Origin of the sequence: Egicoccus sp. AB-alg2 (genome assembly GCF_041821065.1) — a bacterium.
In the GTDB taxonomy this organism is placed as follows: Bacteria; Actinomycetota; Nitriliruptoria; order Nitriliruptorales; family Nitriliruptoraceae; genus Egicoccus.
Map to the genome: position 1 here is coordinate 276,870 of NZ_JBGUAX010000005.1, position 25,557 is coordinate 302,426.

Consider the following 25,557-nt stretch of genomic DNA (forward strand, 5'->3'; position numbering starts at 1 on the left):
TCGCGCGTGTCCGTCCTCCCCGGCCGCGCGGCATCCCTATGCGGCTGCCTCGACCAACGCCTGGACGCGGACGAGCTGGCGGCCGTAGACCTGCTCGCCGATCGCCTCGCCGACCGCGACGGCGCGGGCCAGTTCGTCCCGGGCGCTTTCGCGGTCGCCCGCCAGCAGCAGGATCTCGGCCAGCAGCAGCCGCCAGTTCGACAGCGCGTGCTGCTGGCCGGCCTCGTCGAGGTACCGGCACGCCTCGGCGACCCGCGCCGCCTCGACGGCCGGGTCGCCGCCGGTGCGTGCCCGCGCCCAGCCGTGCAGTGGGGTCGTCAGCATCGCGAGATACTGCAGGCCCGCCTGCTCGCACAGGGCCAGACACTCGTCGGTGTGGCGGCGCGCGTCGGCCGGCCGGTCCAGCGCCGCCATCCCCCAGCCGGCGAACAGCAGCGCGTAACCGAGGGAGAAGGTCGACCCGGTCGCGCGCGCCCGGGCCACCAGCTCCTCGACCGCGCCGAGCGTCGCCGTCTCCTCACCCGCAAGGGCGTGGAAGATGGTGGCCGCCACGCCGATCGACACCGACAGGTGCTCGGGCGTGACCGCCAGCGCGGCCGCGTCGGTGCGCGACTCCGCCTCGCGCGCCGCCGCCAGCTGGCCCCGCACCACCTCGAGGTCGGCGCCGCGGAACAGGCACGTGTAGGCGTTGGCGAGGTGCGACGCGACGTGCACGACCGGCGGCACGTCGTCACCGGCGGCCTGCTTCGCCATGTCGGCGGCCAGGCCGGCGGCCGTGTCGAGCTGCCCGCGGGTCATCGCCCCGGTCCACAGCGACCACCACAGCGACACCAGCTCGCCGTCGAGGCCGACCCGCCCGACCAGCTCGCGCACCCGCCGGCCGGCGACCTCGTCGATCTCGGTCGCGACCCAGCCGCGACCGCTGGTCAGCACCTGCACCAGCCGCAGCCGCACCGCCAGCTCGGTGGCCGGGTCGTCGCTGGCGGCGTGTGAGAGCACGTGCAGGGCGCGGCGCAGGTGCTGCTCGCCCTGCTCGTAGGCGAACAGCGCCAACGCCTCGTCGGCGGCGGCCCGCAGGTGGTGCACGACCCGCAGCGGCTCGACCACGTCGGCGGCCTGCCACAGGTGCTGCGCCACCGCGGTCACGGGCACCGGCTCCAGTTGCTCGAGCGCGTCGGCCGCGGCCGCGTGCAGGCGGGCGGCACGGCCGGGGGTGAGCTCACCGTCGAGGGTCTCGCGCACCAGCGCGTGCACGAACCGGTAGGCCGAGGCGTGCTGCTGGCCGACCTCCACCAGTGCGTGCTGGATGGCGACGTCGAGGTGGTCGAGCACCGTCAGCACGTCGACGCCACCCGCCGCCGCGACGGTGCGCGCGTCGAACTCCTGCCCCAGCACGGCCGCCAGCTCCAGGGTGCGGCGAACCTCCTCGGGCAGCAGCTGGATGCGGCGCAGCAGCACGTGACGGACGCCGACCGGCACGCCGCCGCGCCCGTCGGTCACCCCGCCGCGCTCGACCGCCAGCGCCGCCAGTTGACGTGTGAAGAACGGGTTGCCGCCCGAACGGTGCACGAGGTCGGCCAGTACCGCGTCCGACGGCGGGGTGCCGGCCACCTCGGTCGCGATGGCGGCCACGTCGTCGGCGCCCAGGGCGCCCAGCTCCAACGTCAGCGTGGCCGGCTCGCGCGCCACGCCGGCCAGCGCGGCGTCCAGCGCCGGCGTGCGCTCGGCCGCGGCACTGCGGTACGAGCCGGCCACCAGCACCCCCGCCGCCGGGGCCCGCGCGGCGAGGAACTCGACCAACTGCAGCGTCGGCGGGTCGGCCCAGTGCAGGTCGTCGAGGACCACCAGCACCCCGCCGCCCGAGACGCCGCTGCCCGAGGCGCCGCCGTCCGAGACGCCGTCGGACGCGGCACCGTCCGGCCCGCCGGCGGCCACCTCCGCCGAGGCGTCGTCCGAGGCTCCGCCGGCCGTTGCCGCGAGCCGGCCGAGGAAGGTCGCGACCGCGTCGTACAGCGCGAACCGTGCGGCCCCCGGGTCACCGCCCAGCGCGACCGGCTCCGTGCCGATCCGGGCCGCCAGCTCCGGGACCAGCTGGGTCACCGGCGCGGCCGCGCCCGCCAGCGCCGACCGCAACGCCCGCGTGTCGAGGTCGGCGGCCAGGTGGCGCAGCACCTCGATCCACGGCCAGAACGCCGGCACGCCGTCCGCGTCGAGGCAGCGGCCCCAGGCGTGGGGCACGCCGGTCGCGGACGCGGCGGCGGTGACCTCGCGCAGCAGCGCGGTCTTGCCGATGCCGGGTTCGCCCGCCAGGAGCACGAGCCCGCCCTCCCCGGTCGCCAGTCGCTCGACCGCGGCGACCAGCTGCCGGCGCTCGGCGTCGCGACCGACGACGCCCGGCAACAGCGCCGACGGCCGGCGTCCATCCGAGGTGCCCGCGGGCTCGACCGGCACCGCGGTCCCGATCTCGCCGCCCCCGCCGCCCCCGCCGGCCCCGCCGGCCGCCGCGGTCACGGCGGTCCCGCCCGCCCAGCCGGCCTGTGCGGGTGCGTCCAACGACGGGTCCTGCCGCAGGATCCGGTCGGCCAGCCCGGCGATCTCCGGACTCGGGTCGAGGCCCAGCTCCTCGACGAGCTCGGCCCGAAAAGCCGTGTGCGTGCGGAGGGCGTCCGGTGTGCGCCCTGCGCGGTGCAGCGCCAGCATCAGCTGCCGGCGCGGGCGCTCGCGCAACCGGTGCCGGCCGACGTGCGCCTCCAGCTCCGGGACCACCTCGAGGTGGCGCCCGAGCGCCAGCAACGCGTCGAAACGGTCCTCCTCGACGGTCAGGCGCAGCTCGTCGAGCTTGGCGACCACCGGCTGGGCGTAGGCCTCGGCGGCCACGTCGACCAGCGCGTCGCCGCGCCACAGCGCCAGTGCGGCGTCCAGTACCTCGACGCCCGTGGCGGGCTCGGCGGCCGCGACGGCCTCGCGGCCCTGCTTCGCGAGCCGCTCGAAGCGGTGGACGTCGATCCGTTCCGGTTCGACGTCGAGGGCGTACCCGCGGCCGCTGGTCACGATCAGCTGCGGTCGACCGGGCTGCTGGAGCAGGCGGCGCAGGTTCGACACGTACGAGCGCAGCGACACCATCGGCTGGGGCGGCGGCTCCTCGCCCCACAGGTCGGCGACCAGCCGCTCGGACGGCACCGCGCGTCCGACGTCCAGCAGCAGCAGGATCAGCAGCGAGCGCAGCTTGGGCGCGCCCAACGCCACGCGCGTCCCGGAACGACGGACCTCCAGCGGTCCGAGCAGGCGGAAGTCCATACCTCAGTCCCCTGCCACCGGCTCCCCGCCGGCCAGCGGCGCACCCCGGTCAGCGCGCGACCAAGGCCGCGGCAACGTAGCCCCAAGGCCCCCGTCGCAGGCTGCGTTTCGTCGGACCGATCGAAGGCCTGCCCGTGCGAACCCTGCTGCTGGACGTCCCGGACGCCCACTGCGGTGCCTGTCGCGCGGCGATCGTCGCGGCCCTGCAGCGTCACCCGGGGGTCGTGTCGGCGGACGTCGACCTACGACGTCGCATCGCCACGGTCGTGTTCGACGAAGGACGCGTGACGGCGGCCGCCGTCGTCGACGCGCTGGTCACGGCCGGCTACCCGCCGGCGTGACCGTCGCCCGGCGCCGACGGCGCCGGTCCCGCCCACCACCTCCAGACCACTGGAAGCGAGGTCCAGCCATGCACGTCCGCAACCGCACCCGCAGCCTGGCCGGCGCCGTCGTCGCCGGCGTCCTGCTGACCGCCTGTTCGACGGCCCAGGCCGACGAGACCGCCACCGAGACCGCCACCGAGTCCGCGACCGACACCGACGCGGCCGGCGGTGCGGTCGAGGTGGTCGGCGTCGACTACGGCTTCGAAGGGCTCGACGGGCCGATCGATGCCGGCAGCACCCTGACGTTCCGCAACGCCTCCGAGGTCGAGTACCACGAGGTCGTGGTGATGCGGGTCCCCGACGAGGAGACCCGCAGCCTCGACGAACTGCTCGCGCTGCCGCCCGAGGAGGCCGGCCAGGCCCTCGAGTTCGTCGGAGTGGCGGTCGCGCCCCCGGGCGAGGAGGGCGAGGTCGTCGCCGGTGACCTGACCCTCGACCAACCGGGCCGCTACGTCGCGACCTGCTTCATCCCGATCGGCGCCGACCCGGACGTGGTCCACGAGGCGATGCACGGGGCCGAGGGCGAGGACGCCCCGCCGGACCTCGGCGACGGCGAGCCGCACGCCATGGCCGGCATGGCCGCCGAGTTCACGGTCGAGTGACCTGACGGGTCGCCCGCACCGGCCCCGGCCCGGGACGCGTCGACAGCGCGTTCCGGGCCCGAGCCGTCCGCAGACGACGGACCGGGCGCTAGGGCAGCACCGACGGCGTGTCCAGCGGCTGGTCGACGGCTTGCAGGGGCGTGGACAGCCGCTCGCTGAGGTGCGGCTCGATGCGGGCATGGTCGACCCCGGTCGCCTGCGCGAACGACAGGTGACCGCCGAGGTAGCCACCGACCGACGCCACCACACCGCCCAGCAGCGCCGTGACCGTCGCCTTGCCGCGCTTGCCGCGCAGCCCGGCCACGAACGACGCCGTGTAGAAGCCGAGCCCGATGCTGTTGGCGACCGCGTGGACCACACCGACGCGCTTGGCCGCCGGCGTGGCACGCTGCCACTCCGCCACCCCGGTCGCCACCGTTGGCACCGCGGCCACGACCCCGATCCCGGTCAGCGTGGTGGCCGCCCCGGACCAGCGCGCCGGCCCGAACAGCCGCAGCAGCGTGGCGCTCATCCAGCAGCCCAGCGGCACGTCGGTCAGCAGCGGGTGCAGGGCGTGGCCGAGCCACGTCCCTTCCAGCAGGCCACGGGTCGGCTGCTTCTGCAGCGCCTGGGGCAGGGCCTTGTCCAGCGTGTCCACGGCCCGGTCGAGCTTGGCGTTCTCCTCGAGATCCAGCGCGATGTCGTACGCATGCCGCATGTCGGTCCTCCGCGTGCCGACGACCCCTCGACGCTACGCCGCGACCGCCGTCGCGCCGCCGGCCGCCACGACCGGGTGGCGGGGACCGGACGGCACCGAGGAACCGTCACGGGCTCCGAGGTGGGACGTCCGTCCCTCGGCACGTCCACCCGCGCACGCCACCGTGACTAGCGTTGGCCGCCCGACCGCGAGGGCCGCTGATGGAGCTCGACGAGGCGCGCGACTTCCTGCGCGACCACCACCGTGCCGTGCTGCACACCTACCGCGAGGACGGCGCGCCGCAGCTGTCCCCGGTCGCCGTGGGCGTGGACGCCGCCGGTCACGCCGTCGTGTCGACCCGGGAGACCGCCATCAAGGTCAAGAACCTGGAACGGGACCCGCGCGCCTCACTGTGTGTGTTCACCGACAGGTTCTTCGGTCCCTGGATCCGCATCGACGGCGACACGTCGATCGTGCGGCTGCCCGACGCGATGAAGCCGCTGATCGACTACTACCGCTCGGTCGCCGGCGAGCACCCGGACTGGGACGACTACCGCCGCGCCATGGAGTCCGAGCGCCGTGTGCTGCTGCGCATCGCGCTGACCGCGGCCGGTCCCGACGTCGCCGGCTGAGCGCCGAAGGGACCTCGTCGTGGACCGTGTCGTGTCGTTGCTGCCGTCGACCACGGAGATCGTGCACGCGCTGGGATGCGGTGACCGGCTGGTCGGGCGCTCCCACGAGTGCGACCACCCCGCCGACGTCCGGGCGCTGCCGGTCGTCACCGAGCCGAAGGCGCCGATGGCCGGTACCTCGGCGCAGATCGACCGGCAGGTCCGCGCCATCCTGGAGCAGGCGCTGTCGGTCTACCGGGTCCACGCCGACGTGCTGGTGGAACTCGCCCCGACAGTCGTGCTGACCCAGTCGCAGTGCGAGGTCTGCGCCGTCAGCGCCGACGAGGTGCAGCAGGCCGTCGACGACCACCTCGACGGGCACGCCGAGGTGGTCGCGCTGGAACCCAACACGCTCGAGGACGTGTTGAGCGACGTACGACGGGTCGCCCGCGCCCTGCACGTCCCGGACCGCGGCGAGCGACTGGTCGCCGACATGACCGCCCGCATCCGGGCCGTCGCCGACCGCGCCGCCGGGCTGCCGACGTGGCGGGTCGTCACGCTGGAGTGGATCAACCCGCTGATGGCCGCCGGCAACTGGATGCCGCAGCTGCTGGCGGCGGCCGGCGGGGAGGAGCTGTTCGGGGTCGCCGGGCGCCACTCCCCGTGGCTCGCGTGGGACGACGTCGTCGCCGCCGACCCGGACGCAATCGTCGTGCTGCCGTGCGGCTTCGACCTCGAGCGCACCCGCGCCGAGGCCGCCGTGCTGCACGACCTGCCGGGCTGGGCGGAGCTGCGGGCCGTGCGCGAGGGCCGCGTCGCGCTCACCGACGGCAACCGGTACTTCAACCGGCCCGGCCCACGGCTGGCGGAATCGACCGAGATCCTGGCGGAGATCCTCCACCCGGACGCGTTCGCACCCGTGCACCGCGGTGACGGCTGGGAGCCGTTCCCCGCCGGCTGACCTGCGGCCGGCGGGCAGGATTCACCGCGCCAGCCGCCGCGTGATGACCCGGCGCAGCAGTGCCTGCCCGGGCGGGGTGGTCACCAGTGCGACGACGGTGGCCGCCACCAGCTGTGCAAGGGGTCGTGGCACGTTCGCGCTCCTCCGGACGACTCGTCCCAGCTTGCGCCACCGAGACCGGTGGCACCGCCGTCCGAGTGGTCGCGCGGCCACCCTCACGCCTCCGGACGCGCCGCGCCTCACGCCTCCGCGCCTCACGCCTGGGCGCCTCACGCCGGCACGCCTCACGCCTCCGGTCGGAGCTCCATCAGCGCCGGGCGCTTGCAGGCGACGGTGTCGCCGCTGGAGACGCCGCGGACCCGGCGGCCGACCCACGGCAGCAGATGACGGCGGACCCAACGCACGTCCCCCGCCAGCGTCTCCCGGCGCGAGACCGGCACGCCCCCCGGCAGCGGTTCGCGCCACCACCCGACCGGTCCGCCACGCAGCTCGTCGGAGCCGACCTCCAGGGCCTCCAACACCGCCGCGGCGACCCGCCGGTGGCCCTCGGCGTCGAGGTGGAGCCGGTCCTCGTGCCACATGCGCCGGTCCTGCAGGGCCGGCTGGCTGCCGACGTCGGCCAGCCGGGCACCCGTGCGGCGGGCGGTGCGACGCACGCCGGCGTTGAAGATCGCGAACCGGCGCGCCAGCGCGTCCGCGAGCCGGCCGGTGCCGCCCGTGCGCTCGAGCACGGTGAACAGCACCACCTCGGCGCCGGTGGCCCGCAGACGGTGCACCGCGTGCTCGTAGCGGCGCACGAGGTCCTCGATCGCCACCTTCGGGCGCAGCACGTCGTTGCCGCCTCCGTGGAACGAGACCAGGTCCGGCTGCAGGTCCAGCGCCAGCGGCACCTGCTCCTCCACCACCTCGTCGAGCAGCCGGCCACGGACCGCGAGGTTGGCGTACTGCAGGGCCGGCCCGTCGCCATCACCTGCGTCCGCGGCCCGCGCCGCCCCGTCGCGCGCGAGCGCCTCGGCGACCCGGTCGGCCCAGCCGAGATGGCGGCCGTCGGGCCCGAGCTCGTCGTGCAGCCCCTCCGTGAACGAGTCACCGAGCGCGACGAAGCGGGCGTAGGACGGCACCGGACGCGGCTCCTGACACGGTGGCGGGGGCGCCGCGCACGATACCGAGCGGTTCCTGGACAGCCGCCGACGGCCGGCCCGCACCGGAGCCGCCGGTACCGTTGCGCGCCATGCCCACCACCCTCGCCCCTGCCCGCGTGCCCGCCGACACGACCACCGCGTCGCGGGTGGCCGACCCGCTGCACCTCGGCGACCTCGAGGTGTGGCCGCCGGTCGTGCTCGCGCCCATGGCCGGGGTCACCAACGCGCCGTTCCGCACCCTGTGTCGGCGCCACGGCGGCGGGCTGTACGTGTCGGAGATGGTCGGCGCGCGCGGGCTGGTCGAGGGCAACCACACCTCGCAGTGGAAGGCGTCGTTCGCGCCGGGCGAGACCCCACGTTCCATCCAGCTGTACACGATCGACCTGCACGACGCGGCGGCCGCCACCGAGTTGCTGGTCACCACGGGCGCGCCGGACGGTCAGGGCGGCTTCGCCCCGGTCGAACACCTCGATCTCAATTTCGGCTGTCCGGCTCCGAAGGTGACCCGGCACGGCGGCGGCTCGGCCCTGCCGTGGCGCACCGACCTGTACGCCGCGATCGTCGCGGCCACCGTGCAGGCCGCCGGTGACGTCCCCGTCACGGTCAAGATCCGCAAGGGCATCGACGCCGACCACCTCACCTACCTCGAGGCGGGCCGGATCGCGGCCGACCTGGGCGTGGCCGCCGTCACGCTGCACGGCCGCACCGCGGAGGAGCGCTACGGCCCGCCGGCGGACTGGTCGTCGATCGCCCGCCTGGTCGAGGCGGTGCCCGAGGTGCCGGTGCTGGGCAACGGCGACATCTGGGAGGCGGCCGACGCGCTGCGGATGGTGGCGGAGACCGGCTGCGCCGGCGTGGTGGTCGGGCGCGGCTGCCTCGGCCGGCCGTGGCTGTTCCGCGACCTGCAGGCGGCCTTCGCCGGCCAGCCGATCCCGACCCCGCCGACGCTGGGCGAGGTCTGCGAGCTGGTCGTCGAGCACGCCGAGTTGCTGGTCGAGGCGCTCGGGGACCACGTCGGGATCCGGGAGCTGCGCAAGCACACCGGCTGGTACCTGCAGGGCTTTCCGGTCGGTGGCGAGCTGCGGCGCGCCCTCAACCAGGTCACGTCGCTCGAGCAGCTGCGCGAGCTGCTGGCCGGCCTCGACCGCACGGTCCCCTTCGACGAGGCGGTCCGCCGTCAGCCTCGTGGTCACACCGACCGTCCGAAGCGGCCGGTGCTGCCCTACGGCTGGCTCGACTCGCGCCACCACGGTGCGCCGCTGCCGGCGGCCGCGGCCGAGGTGGTGTCCGGTGGCTGACGCCCCGGCCCCCGCCGCCGGGCCGCCGCTCCCCCGCCTCGTGCTCGCCTCGGCCAGCCCGCGCCGGGCCGCGCTCCTGGCCCGGCTCGGCCTGACGCCCGAACCGCGGCCGCAGGACGTCGACGAGACCCCACGCGACGGCGAGACGCCCGACGAACTGGTCCGACGCCTGGCGGCACTCAAGGCGATGGCGACCCGGGCCGGCCCCCATGAGGTCGTCGTGGCCGCCGACACCGAGGTGGTCCTCGACGGCGCGACCCTGGGCAAGCCCGCCGACCGCGACGCCGCCGCCGCGATGCTGCGGGCGCTGTCGGGACGTGCTCACGAGGTCGTCACCGGCGTGGCGGTGCGGCGCAACACGCTCGTGCACGTCGACGCGGTCCGCACGACGGTCGTGTTCCGCTCCCTGACGGACGCGGAGATCGCCTGGTACCTCGACACCGGTGAGCCGTTCGACAAGGCCGGCGCCTACGGGCTGCAGGGCGCCGGGGCCGTGCTGGTCGAGCGCATCGAGGGCTCCGACACCAACGTGATCGGCCTGCCGCTGGCCGAGACCGTCGCGCTGCTGCGCCTGGTCGACGTCGACCCGCTGCGCCCTGACCCGGCCGGCGTGTCGGCGCCCGGTCAGGTCCGCAGGTAGGACGCGCCGTTGGCGTCGACGATCGTGCCGGTCGCGTACTCGGTGCCGGGCGTGGCCAGGAAGACCACGAGGCGGGCGATCTCGTCCGGCTCGGCGGCGCGGCCCAGCGGCGACTGGGCCCGGATGGCGTCGCCGCCGGGGCCGGTCAGGTGCTCGGTGGTCATGTCGGTCTCCACGAAGCCGGGGGCGACCGTGGTGACGTACACGCCGTGGGGCGCCAGGGCCTGGGCCAGCGACTGGCCGAGGCTGTTGAGCCCCGCCTTCGACGCCCCGTAGGCGGGATGGTCGGGCTCGCCGCGGAACGCGCCGCGCGAGGAGACGTTCACGATCCGGCCGTCGCCGGCGGCGATCAGGTGCGGCACGGCCTGGTGGATCAGGTTGGCGGGCCCGAGCAGGTTGGTGGAGATGGTGCGCTGCCAGGCGGTCTGCCAGGCGTCGTAGTCGACGTCGGCGATCCGGTGCTCCTCGAAGATGCCGGCGTTGTTGACCAGCACGTCGAGGCGACCGCAGCGCCCCACCGTGTCGGCCACCAGCCGCGCGGCCTGGGCGGGGTCGGCGACGTCGGCCGCCAGCGCGACGTGCCCGTCGCCGTCCAGGGACGCCAGCGTCTCCTCCGCGGCCTCGCGCCCGGCGCGGTAGTGCACGACGACGCGGGCGCCGGCCTCGGCGAATTGCTGGCACACCGCCCGCCCGATCCCGCGGGACCCGCCGGTGACCAGCACGACCCGTCCGTCGAACGCTCCGCCCACGCTGCCTCCTCGTCTCGGTGGCGCGCGACGCTACCGGTGCCGGCGCCGTGGCCCGCGCGCGCTCGCCTAGCCGCCGAAGCGGTCCAGCAGCCGGGCGACCGGGTCCCACAGGGCCGAACGCGGCTCGTCCCGTCGGTAGGCGTCGGCCAGCACGCACAGCGCCGCCCGCAGCTCGCGTTCGTCGGCGGTGAGGTCGAGTTCCGCCGCCTGCGCGTCCATGGCCAGCAGCGGCACGGTCGCCTGGCTGGCGGTGTCGGCGAGCAGGTCCAGCAGGATCTCCTTCTGCCGGACCCGGGCCGCGTCGTCGGCGTACGTCTCCGGACACGGCCACAGCACGTCGATGGTGTGGTCCCACAGCGCGGCCAGCGCCGGGCTCGGGTCCACCTGCAGCGAGGTGGCCATGACCGGCGCGTCGACGCCCTGGCGCTCCTGCTCCAGCGCTCGGCGCACGGCGTGCACGGCGGCGTGCAGCGACGGGTCGCTCATGCTGTAGCCGACGAACAGCAGATGGTTGGTCAGCAGCAGCATCTGCAGCACCCCGGCGAGCGCGCCGCGTTCGACGTCGAAATCCAGCAGCTGGTTGCGGGTCAGCAGCGGCTCGCCGCCCTCCTCGCTGAGGCTGCCGTGCAACTTGACCAGCCGCCGCGTCCCGCCCGGGCGGGGCACGATCGTCACCTCGACGCCGCTGGCCTCGCAGGCCCGCTCGTAGCCGCGGTCGTAGTTGGTGGTGATCGCGTCGCGGGCGCCGAGGTTGGCCAGCTCGACGTGCAGCAGCGACAGGCGTTCGACCGCCAGCCGCTGGTCGAGCCGCTCGCGCAGCGCCCCGGTCCCGCCGGGGTCGAGGTTCGCGATCACCTGGGCCCGGGCGAACGGGTCCGCCATGTGACTGAGGTCCTGACCGACGAGGCGGTCGAACAGGTCCACCGCCGCGGGCGGGGACAGCTCCTGGAGCAGCTCGGCCCAGTTGGGCTGGCCGGCGGCGCGGCTGACCCCGGAGCCGAAGAACGGCACCAGCCGGCCCTGGGCGGCGCGGTCCCGCAGTGCCCGCAGGTCGTCGGCGGCGGGCGTGTCGACCACCTTGCCGTCCAGCACCCGCCCGCGACGCCAGCGGCGGAACACCGCCTCGGCGTAGCCGGTCTCGCCGTCCCACCGGCGGCTCCACAGCCGTCGCCGCCAGTGGCGGCACAGCGCCTCGATGGTGGCCGAGTACGCCACCACGACCACGTCGATGCCGCGTTCCGCGACGGCCAGATCCAGCCGGCGCAGCAGCGCGCTGACCACCGCGCCCGGCCGGGTCCCCAGCCCGTGCTCCCCGGTGCCGACCACGGGCAGCGCGACCAGCGGCCGCGGCCGGCCGACCTGCTCGCGCTCGAGCACCTCGGCGGCGTCGGCGAGGAACGCCTCGACCCGGTCCAGCAGCGTCTCCAGCGTGGCGGCGACGTCGGTGGCGGACGCGTCGGGCGGGTGCAGCCCGGCGGTCGCGGCCAGCCACACACGGGGCTGTCCCCGTCCGTCGTCGTCGCGCGCCGGAAGCAACAGGGGCTCGTTCGGCCAGGACGACGGCGGGTCGGGCACCTCGTCGACCAGCGACCGCCACGCGCCGGTCACCGACAGGTCGGTCGTCGTGGGCACCAGCACGGCGTCGCAGGCCAGCTGCGTCAGGTCGCCCCGCACGACGAACACGTGCCCCGGCTCGGCCATCGCCTCCTCGACTCCTCCGCACGTCGGGCCTCGACCGTAATCGGCGCGGCGACGGCCGCAGCGGCGCGGCCCCAGCCGTCGGCCGCCCGTCCCCTTCAGTTCTCGCCCCGTGCGGCCGATGGGCACGCGGGGTTCCCCGTCGCCCGGCCGTGCTGCGTGGGGACCGCTTCCAGCCGTGCCGGGGAGGCCCATGTACCGCCAGTCCTTGGAGGGGCTCACCCCCGGTGCCGTCCTCGCCAAGACCGTCTACGACGACGTCGGCCGTCCCCTGCTGACCGCCGGGACGGTGCTGTCGTCCCGCTACGTCGACGCCTTGCGCGCGCGAGGGCTGCTGTCGGTGTACGTGCGGGACGGGCTCGCCGACGACGTCGTGCCGGTCGACATCGTGACCGAGCAGGTCCGCGCCACGATCACCGGGCACGTCGCGACCACCTTCACCAGCATCGCGCTGGTAGCCCAGGAACGCGGTGCCGGCCCGGGCGGCGTGGACGGCATGGTGGACCGCCTCGGCGAGGAGCCGATCGCGCTGGACGGCGGCGGCACCCGGGCACTGGCCGACCTGTACGCCGACGTCGAGTACCTCATCGCCGAGGTGCTCGAGCACGACAGCGCCGCCGGGCTGGCGTCGCTGAAGACCCACAGCAGCTACACGTTCGAGCACTCGGTCGACGTCGCGGTCATCGGCGTGCTGCTGGGCCGGCGGCTGGGGATGCCGCGGGACCGGCTGCGCGAGCTGGCGCTGGGCTGCCTCATGCACGACATCGGCAAGACCTACGTCGACCAGACGATCCTGGACAAGCCCGGGCCGCTGACCGGCGAGGAGTTCGCCGCCATCCAGCAGCACCCCTACCTCGGCTTCGAACTGCTGCGCCGCATGCCGTTCCGCAGCCTGCTGCCCGCCCACGTCGCCTACCAGCACCACGAGAAGCAGGGCGGAGGCGGCTACCCGCGCGGCCTGGTCGGCGACAACACGGTCGGGGCCCGCACCGTGCACGAACGCATCGGCGCCGGCCGGATGCTGCTGATCGCGGAGATCGGCGCCGTCGCGGACGTCTACAGCGCGCTCGCCTCGGACCGCCCCTACCGCGCCGCGCTGCCACCCGACCGGGTCACCGCGACGCTGACCGAGATGGCCGGCCCGCACCTCAACGCGGAGATCGTCGGCTGGCTGCGGCGCCTGGTCCCGAGCTACCCCGTCGGCAGCTGGGTCGAGGTACGGCCGGGCAGCCGCTGGGCGGGCTGGCGCGGCGTGGTCACCGCGGTGCCGTACGCGCGGCTCGACGAGCCGCGGGTCCGGCTGCTGCTGGACGCCGGGGGCGAGGAGGTGGCCGACCCGGTCGACCTCGACGTCCGCGACCACGCCAACGTCCGCCTCGCGTCGCTGCCGGCCACGGCCCCCGACCCGCACCGACGCACGGCGCCCACCGGCCGCAGCGCCTGACGCGCGGCGGCGCGGCGGCGCGGATGCGCGGCGGCGCGGATGCGCGGCGGCGCGGCGGCGCGGATGCGCGGCGGCGCGGATGCGTCATCCGCACCCGCGGTCCGTGCGTGCCAGGATGCACGCATCGGGGCGGGAGCCCGGTCAGGCGGGCACGCCGGCGGGATGCAGGATCTGGCGGACCGTCCGCCCCTCGGCCAGCGTGTCCAGCGCCTCGTTGATCGCTCCCAGCTCCAGCGAGGCGCTGTGCATGCGCTCGACCGGGAGCCGGCCGGCCCGCCACAGCTCGATCAGGGCCGGGATGTCGCGCTGCGGGACGGCCCCGCCGAGGTAGCTGCCCATCAGCGTGCGGGCCTCGCCGACCAGCTGCACCGCCGGGATGGTGAGTTGCTGGCTCGGATGCGGCAGCCCGATCGCGACCGTGGTGCCGCCGCGGCGGGTGACCTGCCAGGCGTCGGCCAGCACCCGCGCGGAGCCGACCGCCTCGAACGCGTGCCGCACCCCGCCGGGCACCAGGTCACGCACCACCTCGACGACGTCCTCGACGCCGACGGCGTGCGTGGCGCCGAGCTCGCGGGCCAGGCGCTGCTTGTCCGCCACCGGGTCGATCGCCACGATCGGGTTGGCGCCGGCGACGACCGCCCCCAGCACCGCCGCCAGCCCGACGCCGCCCAGGCCGAACACGGCCACCGACTCGCCCGGGCGCACCCGCGCCGAGGACAGCACCGCCCCGGCACCCGTCAGCAGCGCGCAGCCGAACAGCGCCGCGGTGGCGTGCGGGACGTCGTCGGGCACGACCACCGCCGAGCCGCGGTCGACGACCACGTGCTCGGCGAAGGCGGACACGCCGAGGTGGTGGTGGACGACCCGGCCGTCGAGGTGGCCCCAGCGGCGCCCGCCGCGCAGCAGCTCGCCGGCGGCGTTGGCCGCGGCGGCCGGCTCGCACAGCGCCGGCTGGCCGGCCGCGCACGCCGCACAGGTGCCGCAGCGTGGGACGAAGACCAGCACGACGTGGTCACCCACCTCGATGTCGGCGACGCCGACGCCGACCTCCACGACCTCGCCGGCGGCCTCGTGACCCAGCACCATCGGGGTCGGGCGCGGCCGGTTGCCGTCGACGACGGAGAGGTCCGAGTGGCACAGACCGGCGGCGTGGACCCGCACGAGCAGCTCGCCGGGCCCGGGCGGGGCGAGGTCGAGCTCCAGCACCTCCAGCGGCCGGCTGTCGGCGTAGGGGCGCTGACGATCGTCGGCCAGCAGCACCGCCGCACGCGTCCGCATGTCGCGCCTCCCTCGTGACGGCACGAACCCTAGGCGGACGGACGATCAAGCCGGGCGTTCGGCATGCCGATGGCTGCGGCGGAGGTGGCGGCATGGCGGAGCAGGACGACTGGGCGGTGCGCATCGAGCGGCTGCGTCCGCAGCACGCCGAGGTCCCGCGCACCGGATCGGGTCGCGGCGGGCGGCAACCGCGGCGACGGCCCCGGTGGCGGCTGCCGCGTGGCTGGCGGGCGGTCGTCCCGGTCGTGGTCGTGCTCGGGCTGTGGTTCGTGGCCGAGTCGATCCCGGCACCGGTCGTGGACCCGCCGGATCCCGTCACGCTGGCTGCGGAGTCGCGACGGCTCGGTTGGACCGGACCGGCCGAGAACCAGGCACTGGCCGAGGACGTCTTCGAGCGCGTCAACGACGAACGAATCGCCCGCGGACTGCGCCCGCTGCTGTGGCACCCGGACCTGGCCGAGCGCGCCGGGACCTGGTCGCTGCGGATGATCGAGGACACCTACGAGCACTCCCCCGACGGCTTCCTGGCCCACCCCCGCTTCCCGGGCACGGGCGAGAACATCGCCATGGGCCAGCGCGACACGATGGAGGTGCACGTCGACTGGATGGAGTCCGCCGGCCACCGCGAGAACATCCTGCGACCCGGGTTCACCGCCATGGGTGTCGGCATCGTGTGCCGCAACGACGGCCGCATGTGGGCCACGCAGGTCTTCGGGATGCCGGCCGGGCCCGCCCCCGCCGGCGCCGCCCCCACCGTGGACACCGGCCCGCCGCCGGTCGAGCCGGTCACGCGCCGCGACGACGGCGTCGCCTGCCCCCGCCCCGCGCGCCTCCTCCCGCTTCAGGACACGCCGAACCGGTAGTGGGTGCGGTGCACGTACTCCGCGCCCGGGTCCAGGATCACCGACGGGAAGGCCGGCTGGTTGACGGCGTCGGGGAAGCCCTGCGGTTCGAGGCAGAACGCGGCGTGGCGGCGGTACGGCGTCCCGGCGCGCCCGACGATCGAGCCGTCGAGCATGTTGCCGGTGTAGAACTGCACGCCCGGCTGGTCGGTGTGTACCTCGAGGGTGCGCCCGCTGGCCGGGTCCTCGACGCGGGCGGCCGGGCGCTGTCGTCCGGGCTCGCCGTCCACGACGAAGTTGTGGTCGATGCCGCCCCCGGGATCGTCGGCCAGTGCCGGGAGCCGGTCGCCGATCCGGGTCGGCTGCCGCAGGTCCAGCGGGGTGCCGGCGACCTCGGCGATCTCGCCGGTGGGGATCTGGCCCGCACCGACCGGGGTGTAGCGGTGCGCGAAGACCTGCGCGCGGTGGTCGAGGACGTCCCCGGCGGGCTCGCCGGCCAGGTTGACGTAGGCGTGGTTGGTCAGGCTGACGGGGGTGCGGGCGTCGGCGCGGGCGCGGTACTCGATCTCCAGGCGGTCCCCGACGACGTGGTAGGCGGCGGTCACCTCGACGCCGCCTGGATAGCCCTCCTCGCCGTCCGGCGAGACGTGCACCAGCGTCACCCGGTCGTCGCCGACCTCGAGAAGCTCCCAGACCACCCGGCTGAAGGCGCGCGCCCCGCCGCCGTGCAGGTGGTTGTCGCCGTCGTTGGCCGCCAGCCGGTGGGTGCGGCCGTCCAGCGTGAAGGCCGCGCCCCCGATGCGGTTGGCGACGCGACCGACCGTCGCGCCGAGGTAGGGGTTGGCCGCGTCGGCGTACGCCGACACGTGGTCGTGACCGAGCACGACGTCGGCCACGCGCCCGTCGCGGTCCGGCACGCGCACGGCCACGACGGTCGCACCGAAGTCCGTGACGTCCACCTCGAGATCACCGTCGACCAGGCGGAAACGGTGTGTGGGACGGCCGTCGGGCGCGCTTCCGAAGTCGGTGCCGGACACGAGCGAGCCTTTCGGGAGTCGGGCGTAGGCGGATCGTGGGGCGTGACTCTACGGAGCCGGTCACACCGCGGCAGGAGCGGACGACCGCGACGGCGAACTCCTTTCCCGGACCGCCCGCCGCACCCGCGCGCGGGGCGGCCGCGACTGGGAGGTCGTCCGAGGTGCGCCGCCGTCACCTGTCCGTCCTGGCCACCGCCGTGGCGCTGGCCGTCGTCGTGGCGCAGCCTGCCGCGGCGCACCACCGTCCGGGCCACGCTGGCGGCCCACCACCCCACGCGCCCGGTGGCCCCGGCACGCCGGGGAACGACCCGGCCGAGGACGTCAGCGCGCCGCGGGTGGTCGTGGCGGCGATCGACTCCGGCACCAACCCCTACCACGAGTTCTTCCACGCCGGCGGTGACGGCCCCTACCCGTCCGACGCCCCGCCGACGGGAGTGACCCCCGACGTGCTGGCGGAGTTCGGCATCGGCGACGACCAGGTGCTGCACCTGACGCGGACCGGGGACGTGGCCGCCGACCTCGCCGCCGACACGGCGCAGTGGGACGCCGTGCAGCCCGGCGTGCCGTACTGGTTCGCCGGCACCAACGTCATCGGCATCTCCTTCGACACCAGCACCCGGACACCGCTGCGGCCGGGTCCGGAGAAGTCCGCCCACGGCGTCGGCGTGGCCGCGGCCGTGCTCGAGGCCAACCCCGAGGCCGTGGTCGTGCTCGTGGAGGGCATCACCGACGCCAGCGAGGAATGGGCCTTCACCCACCCCGCCGTCGACGTGGTCACCACCAGCTACGGACCGATCGGCAGCCCGCCGCTGCCCGAGCACCTGTCGTTCAGCCACACCGGCGTCGTCGGCAACGGCAAGCTGCACTTCGGCGCGGTCGACAACAGCCCCGCGCTGTCCCCGATCGACTCGACGGGGGGGCCGTGGTGGTCGATCGGCGTGGCCGGCTTCCAGGAGCACGACACCCGCGGCCGCCAGCACCTCTCGGGCACGGCCTCCGACTTCCTCGGTGCCTTCGTGCAGGACCTGCCCTACTGCATGGACTGCCAGTCCGGCCGGCGGGAGGTGGCCGGCACGAGCTTCGCTACGCCGACCGGTGCTGGCGTGGCCTCCCTCGGGATCCTCGCCGCACGGCGGGCCGCCGGGCACGTCGGCGGCATCACGGGCGACGAGCGGTTGCTGGTCGCGGGCGACGGGCTCCGCCTGAACAACTGGCAGGTGCGCCGGGCGCTGGAGGAAGCCGCCGCCTACCCCGCCCTGGAGGAGTGGGACCCGTTGGCATTCGGCAGCCCGCTCGACGCCGTCGGCACCCCGATCCTGGATCCGGCGCCGTGGCTGACGGCGGGTTGGGGGCTGCTGAGCGCCGACCCGGACCGTGGTGTCGTCGAGGAACTGCTCGCACGGCTCGGCGTGGCGGGCGAGCCGACCCGCACGAAGGACGCCGACACCTGCACCTTCATGACCACGCTGTTCGAGGCCCGCTTCGCCTACTGGAACACCTACGCGTTCCTCGGCGAGAGTTGGCTGTCCGACGAGGACCCCTACGTGCGCTGTCCTTCCCGGTAGACGCGCACCCTTCGTTCCTCGGGGTCCGTCGAGGGCCGGTGGTCGTCCCGCCACCGGCCCTCGATTCGTCGTGCGTCGAGGCGGGCCGGGCCGGGAGTGAGCCGCGCTGGCCGGCACCGTCGGCATCGCCGGCACCGCCGCCCTTCGACACCGGCCGGGCGGCCGGGCAACCTTCTCGGTGTCCGCCCGCGGGGGCCTAGCGTGGACCGAGCCGCGCCGCCCCACGATCGAGGTCGCACGATGTCGTCGTCGTCCAACCCGTCCTTCGGCAAGCTCGCCCTGGCCGCCGCCGGCGGCGCCCTGGCGGTCCGGGGACTTCGACGTCTGCCCTCGGCCCGCTTCGCCGGCATGAGCGGCACCTCCATCGCCGGCCCGAGCGCGGCCGGCTGGATCACCGACTTCCTCAACGCCGCCTACTACCGCCGCGATCCCGTGCAGCGCACCACCGCCGACCTGCGGCTGGCGTTCGGGATCCTGACCACCCGTTGGCACCGCACGGGTGCCCGCCGCCTGCACGCCGGCGACGTCTCGGCCTTCCACCGCGCCTTCGGGCGCGAACGGTTCATCGACGACCACGACAGCCCCCGCGGCACGCTCAACCAGGTCCAGTTGCGCGAGGGCGCCGCCCGCCTGTTCGGCGACGGGTTCCTCGACTCCTGGGACGACCCCGAGCGGCGCGCCTACGGCATCGCCTTCCCCGAGGTGGCCGACCGCGAGGCCTACCTGCCCGAACTGCGGCTGGACCACGCCAAGCTGGGGGGGATCACCCCGCCCACCGCGCCGCCGGCCGACCAGACCTGGCACACCTACCCGGCCGTCAAGCTCGGCGACGAGCCGGCGGCGGACCGGGCGCTGGCGCTGCTGGGCCGGCCGGAGACCTGGCCCGACTACGGTTCGGCGTTGGGGCGGTTCACGCCCGTGCGTTCGGGCAGCCTCGACGGGCAGACGTTCGAGATCGAGGTGATCGGGGAACCGGTCGGTCCGCTGCCGATGCTGCTGCGCGCCTACGTCACGGTCACCGAGGTCCTGACCGCCGGCGACGCGCTGGACGCGTACACGGCGCAGCTCAACGAGTCGTTCGGCCGCTACGCCCCCTACGATCCGTTGCCGCTCCCCGACGGGGCCCGCCCGGTCGCGCTGATCGAGCTGACGACCCATGCCGGCCACTTCCTGGGCCGGGCACGCAACCGGCTGCTGGTCTTCGTCGCGGACGGCAACGCGTGGGTCCGCGCGGCCGGCAACTGGGACCCGCTCGACTGGCACCTCGACCGGCTCTACGCCGGCATCGGCCGCTACAGCCAGCACGCCTTCTGGGGCATGGGCGAACCCGAAGAGTCGGTGCTGCACCAGCTCGCCGACGCCGTCGAGGCCACCCAGGGGGTCCACCGGTGACACGCCACGACGCCATCGTCATCGGTGCCGGGCCCAACGGCCTGGCCGCCGCGATCACCCTGGCCGAGGCCGGCCGCGACGTCGTGCTGTGCGAGGCGGCCGACGCGCCGGGCGGGGCCGTGCGCACCGAGGAACTGACGCTTCCCGGCTTCCGGCACGACACGTTCTCCAGCGTCTATCCCGCCGCGGCCGCCTCGCCGGTGTTCGCGCGCTGGCCGCTGGCCGACTTCGGGCTCGACTGGATCCAGCCGCCGGTCGCGATGGCGCACCCGTTCCCCGACGGCAGCGCCGTCGCGCTGCACCGCTCGCTCGAGCGCACCGCCGCCTCGCTGGACGCCCAGCACCCCGGGGACGGCGCGGCCTGGGAGGCGTTCGCCGGCCCGCTGCTGGACGTCTTCCCGCAGCTGCGACGCACGCTGATCGGCGGATGGTTCCCGATCGTGGGCCCCGCGGGACTGCTCGCCCGCCACGGCATCCAGGGCACGCTCGAGTTCGCCCGCGTGATCCTCGCCTCGGCGCGGGCCTTCTCCACCGAGCTGTTCGGCGGGGAACGGGCGCAGGCGTGGCTCGCCGGCTCGTGCCTGCACGGCGACGTCGCCGCCGACGACGCCGGCAGTGCCATCACCGGCACGTACCTGCAGCTGCTCGGGCACGCGGTCGGCTGGCCGTCGCCGCGTGGCGGGGCGCAGGCCCTGGCCGACGCGCTCGCCGGCTACTTCCAGCACCTCGGCGGCACCCTGCGTGTGAACAGCCGCGTGGCCCGGGTCGTCACCGCGGGCCGCCGCACGGCCGGCGTCGAGCTGGTGGGCGGCGAGCGGCTGCGGGCCAACGTGGTCGTCGCCGACGTGCTGCCGGCCGGGCTGATGGCGCTGGCCGGTGACGCGCTCGGCAGCGAGTACCGCGCCCGGCTGCAGCGCTACCGCTACGGACCCGCCACCGTGAAGGTGGACTGGGCGCTGGACGGGCCGATCCCCTGGAGCGCCGACGAGCCGCGCACGGCCGGCACCGTCCACGTCGGCGGGCACCTCGCCGACCTGGTCGACGCGCAGCGCACCGTCCGCGACGACGAGCTGCCGGAGCGGCCGTTCCTGCTGCTGGGCCAGCAGTCGCTGGCCGACCCCACCCGTGCCCCCGAGGGCAAGCACACCGCCTGGGCCTACACGCGGGTGCCGCAGTCGCACCGCTTCGACGCGGACGGCGTCGATGCGTTCGCCGACCGGATCACCGCCCAGGTCGAACGGTTCGCGCCCGGCTTCGGCGACCGTGTCCTGGCCCGCCACGTGCTGGGCCCGAAGGACCTCGAGTCGCGCAACGACAACCTGCCGGGTGGCGACGTCGGCGGCGGGTCGTACGCGATCGACCAGCTGGTGTTCCGGCCGGTCCCGAGCCTGTCGCCCTACCGCACCCCCGTGCGGGGGCTGTACCTCGGCTCGGCCGCGACCTTCCCCGGCGGCGCGGTCCACGGCGCCTGCGGCCACGGCGCCGCCCGCCTCGCCCTCGCCGAGGGCCGCCTGCGCCGCTGGCTCTGACCCACGAGGGGTTCCCGTCGCCCGCGACGGAAACCGTCCCGCCTCGCCGGCCGGGACGCGGCCGCCACGAGGTTTTCCGTCGCCCGCGGCGGAAACCGTCCCGCGTCGCCGGCCGGGACGCGCCCGGCACAAGGGCTTCCCGTCGCCCGCGACGGAAACCGCGGATGCCGGGCCCGATGACGGGTGGCGGGGTCAGTTGCCGCCGAACAGGTCGCGGATGCGGTCGAGCACGCGCTCGACGAAGTTGTCGACCGCCTCGTCGTCGATCTGCGGCAGGTCGACGCCACCGCCGCCATCACCGCCGCCATCCCCGGCGCCGTCGCCGTCGGCCGGCTGGTCGGCGGGCTCGTCCGCCGGCGGCTGCTGGTCGAGCTCCCGCTCGCGCTGGTCGAGCTCCTGCTCACGCTCGTTCAGCGCCAGCTCACGCTCGTCGAGCTGCTCGCCGCGCTGGTCCAGCCGCGCGGCACGGTCCTCCAGCGCCGCGGACCGCTCGTCCAGCGCCTCCTGCTGGCGGGCGACGTCCTCGTCGCGGTCACCGGCGGCCGCCTCGGCCTCGGCCAGCTGCGCCTCGAGCTCCTCGATCCGGGCGTCGCGTTCGGCGACGTCGGACTCCAGGGCCAGGACGCGCTCGTCCTCGGCGGCCTGCTCGGTGTCGTCGCCGCCGGTCGCCAGCGCGACGATGACGAACGCGAGCGCGAACCCGAGCACGGCGCCGACCAGCCCGATCATCAGGTCGCGTCGGCGACGCTCCTTCTTCTCCTCGGCGGCCTGGCGCTCGGCCTCCTCGGCGGCCAGGGCCTCGTCCTCGGCGGTCATGGTGTCGGCGGCACCGGTCGCCGGCTGGTCGCCGTACCAGGGCTGCTCGTAGGACAGCGCCGGCCGCTGCCCCGTCGCCTCGTCGCCCAGGGCCCGGGTGCGCTCGTTGTCGAGGTCGGCCGGGTCGATGCGCTGGGTGGCGTCCGGCGGCGGCTGGTCGGGCCGATCGACACGGCGGGTGGCGTCGGCGGGTGGCGGGGCATCGGGTCGTGGCACGCGCCGGGTGGCGAACTCGTCGGGACCCTCGCCGCTGCTCATGCCTGGCCTCCACGTGCTCGAGGTACCCGGCGCCCGTGCGCCGAATGCTCACGAACGGCACCGTACCGCGACCGGTCGCCGCATCCGAGGCGGCGGTCCCACCCGGCTGCCGACGCGTCGGGACGCCGTCCACACCGCGTCCACACGGTGTCCACAGCGCGCCTGTACGCGCCGGTCGTGCGCGCTGCCGCACAGGTTCCGGGGACAACCTGGGGACAAGCCGTGGACAGCCTGTGTCTTGGGTGTGACTTGCGGCGAACCCCTGGACGCCGTCCGCCGCCCCTGCGTACGGTTCCCCTCGCCGGTCGGGAACGGCACTGCGGAACTCCCCGATCGGACGCCACGAGAGCCGGTGCAGGACCTCGTGGTGGGTACGCGGCCCGCCAGGGTCGGGTGCCGACGACGACGAGGCACCGACGGCGACGCCGGAGGCCGCCCGGCCGCGAGGCCGGCTGGCAGAAGGCGGGCGACGAGGAGGCCGCGACGTCAGCTCGACGACCACTGCGCCTGGTCGCCGGGCCGCACCGCCGCCGCAGCGGTCGGTGCAGCGGGAGGCAGGTGTCGCAGTCCCTCGGGACGGCGAGGCCCCGACCGCGAACCGGACGGTGGCTGGTTCCTCGGAGCCGGTGACCGGACGGGCGCCAGGTACTCGAAGAAGCGCCTGACGCGAAGCGGCGGCCCCGGTGTCCTCGAGGCACCGGGGCCGCTGTCGTGTCCGGGGCTCTCGCCGCGGTCGGGCACCTCGCGGTCCGGAGGCCACGGTCGTGTCAGGGACTCTCGGCCCGGGCGAGCACCTCGCGGTCCGGTTCCTTGCGTCCGAAGTGGAACACGCCGACCCCGGCGCTGAGCACCAGCAGCACGCTCATCACGACCAGCATCGGCACGGCCCCGAACTGCGCGATCAGGGGCACGGACGCGGCCGTGATCAGCCCGCCGCCGAAGAACGGCTCGAAGCCGAGCTGCTTGTAGCCGAACGCTTCGTAGGCGGGCGTCTTGTTGTCGGGGTCGGCGACCCGCATGAGGATCAGGCCGGTGGCGGTCACGCCCAGCGACTGACCCAGGTCCCCGATGCCGCGCTCGAACCAGAACTCGGGGATGATCCGCCGCGCGAGCAGCAGGAACACGCCGACGTTCCAGGCCACCCCGAGGCCGGCGAGCAGCAGGAACGGCACCAGGTTGTCGGCCAGGACCTGCAGCGACAGCGTCGCCAGCGCGGTGACGATCAGCACGTCGAGGGCGAGTCCCTGGATGCGCACCATCATCAGCCGGTCGACGACCTGGTGGCGGTCCCAGCGGTCGATGCCGAGCTGGACGAGCACACCACCGATCATCGCCAGCGGGAACAGCGGCACGTACTCGAACAGCTCGACCGTGTCGACCCAGAGCGCCTGCTCGAGTGCCTGCAGGCCGGACAGGATCGCCTGGCCGATCAGCACGGCCAGCGCGACGATGCCGAAGTGGATCGCCAGCGGCTCGATCGAGGCCGGTCGCACCGTCAGCGTCGCGGCGGCCCGCCGGTCCTCGCGCTCGAACAGCCCGCGCTGCTGTGCCAGCGATGCCTCGGCGTCCTCCTGCAGCAGCGAGGTCCGGCCGGACCGCACCGCCCAGTTGATGAGCGCGATGCCGAGCACCACGCCCGACACGACGCCGACGGTCGCGAGCCCGAGCGCGAGGTCGGTGCCCTCCGCGAAGCCGAGGTCCTCGAACGTCGAGCCGAGCCCGGCCGCGGTGCCGTGACCACCCTCGAAGCCGACCTCGATCAGCGCCCCCGCCATGGCCGGCAGCCCGAAGACGGGCGCCAGGACGAGCAGGCCGAGCAGCAGGCCGACCACGTACTGCCCGCTGGCCATGGTGATGCCGAGCGACAGCTGCGGTCCGGCCAGTCGGCCCGCCTCGCGTGGGCGCGGGATGCGCTCGCCGAGGAACAGCGTCGCGAACACGATGCTGATCAGCAGCCCCGGTAGCTCGCCCCACACCTCCAGCACGTCCTCGCCGAACAGGCCGGCCTCGGCGAAGCCGTCATAGCCGACGGCGGCCGCGAGGTTGCCGAGCAGGTCGGGACCGAGCAGCAGCGCGATGCCACCGCCGATGATGGAGCTCGGCAGGAACAGCTTCTGCGCGACACGTGACTTGACGCGGACGAGCTTGCTGACGACCAGCAGCAGGCCCACCAGCAGCAACGCGAACCCAATCACCTCACCGGACACGGCTCTCCCTCGGGTGTCGGTCGGCGGGCGCGCCCTGGCGGCCGCCCGGCTCGAGCGGGCGCGTCCTGGCGGCCCCCCGACTTCGCGGCGGGGGACGCTAGTTGCGCGCGGCGCACACCCGGCCCGGCCGGGCAGCCGGGGTCCGGCCAGGCCCCACCCACGCGGCTCGTCCGTTCGGCAGCGGCGCCGGGCACCGTTCGCGACGGATGCTGCCGACGCTCGGGATCGACGCACACGAACTCACCCGAACCCGTAACGGACACGATGAAAACGTCCCCCGCGGACCGGCGGTCCGCCGGTTCCTCGCGCGCCGACCGCCTCGCCTTCGCCCTTCTCGCACTCGCCCTCCTGGCGGGTGCGGTGGCATGGGTCGTGCTCGGCGGTGTCGAGCAGGCCGACGCCGTGGACCTGGAAGTGGTCGAGCGAGGCCCCCGGGCGGCGGAGGCGACCCAGACGCCGGTCGACCCGGGTCTCGAGGCCCGCATCGCCGAGGACGTGGTCGCCTTCGTGAACGCCGAGCGGCGCGCGAACAGCATGCCGCTGCTGAGCCTGCTCGAGGACGAGCACGTGCGCACCGCCAACGAGGCACGGCTGCGCGAGGCGACCCCCGAGCACGACCTGGCCGACGTCTACGGCGGCGACGCGGTCACTGCGCGGGAACTGCACGTGCGGCTCGGCACCGGTACCCGCAGCGGCGAGGCGGTCGCCGGCTGGCTGGCCAGCGCCGGCGACCGCGACGTCCTGCTGGACCGGGCGGCAACCGGGATCGCGGTCGCCGCGGCCTGCCAGCCCGGTGAGCGCGGCGGGGACCTGGTGCTGACCGTCCACGTCGTGGACGACGGCGAAGGTCCGGGCGAGGCCGGCCCGATCGGCGACGACCGCCCCGGCGCCGGCCGCGGCGAGGCCTGCCAGTTCGCCGAACTGGCCACCGGTCCCACCGCCGAGGAAGGCGTGCTCGTCCCGGCCGCCCTGACACTGGCGGCGACGGTGGCCGCCGCGCTGGGGCTGCTGGAGTGGCAGCGCCGCCATCACCGGCCGGCGCCGCGACGGGTCAGGCGCCGCGACGGCGACGACCCCGACGGGCGCTCGCGCGGTCACGGGCGCTGACGACGACGTGCAGCTGACGAAGCGG

General features: G+C 75.3%; 21 protein-coding genes. 12 read left to right on the plus strand and 9 right to left on the minus strand.

The annotated features are described in order from the left end of the window. Positions 1 to 36: 36 nt before the first annotated feature. Complete coding sequence (locus tag ACERM0_RS11205; protein ID WP_373678681.1) at positions 37 to 3,297, minus strand: BTAD domain-containing putative transcriptional regulator; 3,261 nt, start codon at positions 3,295 to 3,297, stop codon at positions 37 to 39. 134 nt (positions 3,298 to 3,431) lie between these two features. Between ACERM0_RS11205 and ACERM0_RS11210 the strand changes: the two genes are divergently transcribed. Together ACERM0_RS11210 and ACERM0_RS11215 are read left to right on the plus strand one after the other, a co-directional pair. Further along, entirely contained in the window at positions 3,432 to 3,638 is a 207-nt protein-coding gene (locus tag ACERM0_RS11210; RefSeq protein ID WP_373678682.1) for a heavy-metal-associated domain-containing protein, read from the plus strand. Positions 3,639 to 3,706: 68 nt separating this feature from the next. Continuing rightward, on the plus strand, positions 3,707 to 4,282 hold the full coding sequence (locus tag ACERM0_RS11215; protein ID WP_373678683.1) for a hypothetical protein: 576 nt from the start codon (positions 3,707 to 3,709) through the stop codon (positions 4,280 to 4,282). Between the two features lie 88 nt (positions 4,283 to 4,370). On the opposite strand, the gene ACERM0_RS11220 is transcribed toward ACERM0_RS11215, so the two are convergent. After that, complete coding sequence (locus ACERM0_RS11220; protein WP_373678684.1) at positions 4,371 to 4,979, minus strand: DUF2231 domain-containing protein; 609 nt, start codon at positions 4,977 to 4,979, stop codon at positions 4,371 to 4,373. Between the two features lie 200 nt (positions 4,980 to 5,179). Between ACERM0_RS11220 and ACERM0_RS11225 the strand changes: the two genes are divergently transcribed. Both ACERM0_RS11225 and ACERM0_RS11230 read left to right on the plus strand, forming a co-directional pair. Further along, on the plus strand, positions 5,180 to 5,590 hold the full coding sequence (locus ACERM0_RS11225; RefSeq protein WP_373678685.1) for a PPOX class F420-dependent oxidoreductase: 411 nt from the start codon (positions 5,180 to 5,182) through the stop codon (positions 5,588 to 5,590). A 19-nt stretch (positions 5,591 to 5,609) separates the two neighbouring features. Continuing rightward, positions 5,610 to 6,530 carry a cobalamin-binding protein gene (locus tag ACERM0_RS11230; RefSeq protein WP_373678686.1) on the plus strand — a complete coding sequence of 307 codons (921 nt, stop codon included), beginning with the start codon at positions 5,610 to 5,612 and terminating at the stop codon, positions 6,528 to 6,530. A gap of 284 nt (positions 6,531 to 6,814) precedes the next feature. Here the strand turns inward: ACERM0_RS11230 and ACERM0_RS11235 are convergent, their stop codons facing one another. Beyond that, positions 6,815 to 7,651 carry an SGNH/GDSL hydrolase family protein gene (locus ACERM0_RS11235; protein WP_373678687.1) on the minus strand — a complete coding sequence of 279 codons (837 nt, stop codon included), beginning with the start codon at positions 7,649 to 7,651 and terminating at the stop codon, positions 6,815 to 6,817. Between the two features lie 110 nt (positions 7,652 to 7,761). Between ACERM0_RS11235 and dusB the strand changes: the two genes are divergently transcribed. Beyond that, a complete protein-coding gene (dusB, locus tag ACERM0_RS11240; protein ID WP_373678688.1) occupies positions 7,762 to 8,970 on the plus strand; it encodes a tRNA dihydrouridine synthase DusB in 1,209 nt (402 codons plus the stop codon). Continuing rightward, the gene (locus ACERM0_RS11245; protein ID WP_373678689.1) at positions 8,963 to 9,610 is read left to right on the plus strand and encodes a nucleoside triphosphate pyrophosphatase; all 648 of its coding nucleotides are present in this window, start codon (positions 8,963 to 8,965) and stop codon (positions 9,608 to 9,610) included. The genes dusB and ACERM0_RS11245 overlap by 8 nt, the downstream gene beginning before the upstream one ends. Here ACERM0_RS11245 and ACERM0_RS11250 read toward each other — a convergent pair. Both ACERM0_RS11250 and ACERM0_RS11255 read right to left on the minus strand, forming a co-directional pair. Beyond that, positions 9,595 to 10,359, minus strand: coding sequence for an SDR family NAD(P)-dependent oxidoreductase (locus ACERM0_RS11250; RefSeq protein WP_373678690.1), 765 nt, complete (start codon positions 10,357 to 10,359; stop codon positions 9,595 to 9,597). The genes ACERM0_RS11245 and ACERM0_RS11250 overlap by 16 nt on opposite strands. A gap of 66 nt (positions 10,360 to 10,425) precedes the next feature. Then, complete coding sequence (locus tag ACERM0_RS11255) at positions 10,426 to 12,060, minus strand: SIR2 family protein (protein WP_373678691.1); 1,635 nt, start codon at positions 12,058 to 12,060, stop codon at positions 10,426 to 10,428. A gap of 190 nt (positions 12,061 to 12,250) precedes the next feature. Between ACERM0_RS11255 and ACERM0_RS11260 the strand changes: the two genes are divergently transcribed. Further along, a complete protein-coding gene (locus ACERM0_RS11260) occupies positions 12,251 to 13,501 on the plus strand; it encodes an HD-GYP domain-containing protein (protein ID WP_373678692.1) in 1,251 nt (416 codons plus the stop codon). A gap of 141 nt (positions 13,502 to 13,642) precedes the next feature. Here ACERM0_RS11260 and ACERM0_RS11265 read toward each other — a convergent pair whose 3' ends face one another. Further along, positions 13,643 to 14,779, minus strand: coding sequence for an alcohol dehydrogenase catalytic domain-containing protein (locus ACERM0_RS11265; protein ID WP_373678693.1), 1,137 nt, complete (start codon positions 14,777 to 14,779; stop codon positions 13,643 to 13,645). 92 nt (positions 14,780 to 14,871) lie between these two features. Here ACERM0_RS11265 and ACERM0_RS11270 point away from each other — a divergent pair, with 92 nt between their 5' ends. After that, entirely contained in the window at positions 14,872 to 15,642 is a 771-nt protein-coding gene (locus ACERM0_RS11270) for a CAP domain-containing protein (protein WP_373678694.1), read from the plus strand. On the opposite strand, the gene ACERM0_RS11275 is transcribed toward ACERM0_RS11270, so the two are convergent. Further along, positions 15,621 to 16,658: an aldose epimerase family protein gene (locus tag ACERM0_RS11275; protein ID WP_373678695.1), complete on the minus strand. Its 1,038-nt coding sequence runs from the start codon at positions 16,656 to 16,658 to the stop codon at positions 15,621 to 15,623. The genes ACERM0_RS11270 and ACERM0_RS11275 overlap by 22 nt on opposite strands. Positions 16,659 to 16,819: 161 nt before the next feature. Here ACERM0_RS11275 and ACERM0_RS11280 point away from each other — a divergent pair, with 161 nt between their 5' ends. The 3 genes from ACERM0_RS11280 to ACERM0_RS11290 all read left to right on the plus strand — a co-directional run bounded on the left by ACERM0_RS11280 (position 16,820) and on the right by ACERM0_RS11290 (position 21,144). Beyond that, positions 16,820 to 18,223 (plus strand): hypothetical protein, encoded by a 1,404-nt coding sequence (locus ACERM0_RS11280; RefSeq protein WP_373678696.1) that lies wholly within the window; start codon positions 16,820 to 16,822, stop codon positions 18,221 to 18,223. Positions 18,224 to 18,463: 240 nt separating this feature from the next. Then, positions 18,464 to 19,615, plus strand: coding sequence for a hypothetical protein (locus tag ACERM0_RS11285; RefSeq protein ID WP_373678697.1), 1,152 nt, complete (start codon positions 18,464 to 18,466; stop codon positions 19,613 to 19,615). Continuing rightward, positions 19,612 to 21,144 carry a phytoene desaturase family protein gene (locus ACERM0_RS11290; protein ID WP_373678698.1) on the plus strand — a complete coding sequence of 511 codons (1,533 nt, stop codon included), beginning with the start codon at positions 19,612 to 19,614 and terminating at the stop codon, positions 21,142 to 21,144. The genes ACERM0_RS11285 and ACERM0_RS11290 overlap by 4 nt, the downstream gene beginning before the upstream one ends. A gap of 192 nt (positions 21,145 to 21,336) precedes the next feature. Here the strand turns inward: ACERM0_RS11290 and ACERM0_RS11295 are convergent, their stop codons facing one another. Beyond that, positions 21,337 to 22,218, minus strand: a complete 882-nt coding sequence (locus ACERM0_RS11295; protein WP_373678699.1) for a hypothetical protein — start codon at positions 22,216 to 22,218, stop codon at positions 21,337 to 21,339. Between the two features lie 767 nt (positions 22,219 to 22,985). Then, positions 22,986 to 24,425 (minus strand): sodium/glutamate symporter, encoded by a 1,440-nt coding sequence (locus ACERM0_RS11300; protein WP_373678700.1) that lies wholly within the window; start codon positions 24,423 to 24,425, stop codon positions 22,986 to 22,988. Between the two features lie 264 nt (positions 24,426 to 24,689). Between ACERM0_RS11300 and ACERM0_RS11305 the strand changes: the two genes are divergently transcribed. Further along, the gene (locus ACERM0_RS11305; protein ID WP_373678701.1) at positions 24,690 to 25,532 is read left to right on the plus strand and encodes a hypothetical protein; all 843 of its coding nucleotides are present in this window, start codon (positions 24,690 to 24,692) and stop codon (positions 25,530 to 25,532) included. The last annotated feature ends 25 nt before the right edge of the window (positions 25,533 to 25,557 follow it).

Coding starts and splice junctions, on each gene's coding strand:
- ACERM0_RS11265 (WP_373678693.1), bottom strand. CDS start 14,779: ATGCGGACGCGTGCGGCGGTGCTGCTGGCCGACGATCGTCAGCGCCCC.
- ACERM0_RS11215 (WP_373678683.1), top strand. CDS start 3,707: ATGCACGTCCGCAACCGCACCCGCAGCCTGGCCGGCGCCGTCGTCGCC.
- ACERM0_RS11205 (WP_373678681.1), bottom strand. CDS start 3,297: ATGGACTTCCGCCTGCTCGGACCGCTGGAGGTCCGTCGTTCCGGGACG.
- dusB (WP_373678688.1), top strand. CDS start 7,762: ATGCCCACCACCCTCGCCCCTGCCCGCGTGCCCGCCGACACGACCACC.
- ACERM0_RS11225 (WP_373678685.1), top strand. CDS start 5,180: ATGGAGCTCGACGAGGCGCGCGACTTCCTGCGCGACCACCACCGTGCC.
- ACERM0_RS11285 (WP_373678697.1), top strand. CDS start 18,464: ATGTCGTCGTCGTCCAACCCGTCCTTCGGCAAGCTCGCCCTGGCCGCC.
- ACERM0_RS11220 (WP_373678684.1), bottom strand. CDS start 4,979: ATGCGGCATGCGTACGACATCGCGCTGGATCTCGAGGAGAACGCCAAG.
- ACERM0_RS11270 (WP_373678694.1), top strand. CDS start 14,872: ATGGCGGAGCAGGACGACTGGGCGGTGCGCATCGAGCGGCTGCGTCCG.
- ACERM0_RS11295 (WP_373678699.1), bottom strand. CDS start 22,218: ATGAGCAGCGGCGAGGGTCCCGACGAGTTCGCCACCCGGCGCGTGCCA.
- ACERM0_RS11260 (WP_373678692.1), top strand. CDS start 12,251: ATGTACCGCCAGTCCTTGGAGGGGCTCACCCCCGGTGCCGTCCTCGCC.
- ACERM0_RS11255 (WP_373678691.1), bottom strand. CDS start 12,060: ATGGCCGAGCCGGGGCACGTGTTCGTCGTGCGGGGCGACCTGACGCAG.
- ACERM0_RS11305 (WP_373678701.1), top strand. CDS start 24,690: ATGAAAACGTCCCCCGCGGACCGGCGGTCCGCCGGTTCCTCGCGCGCC.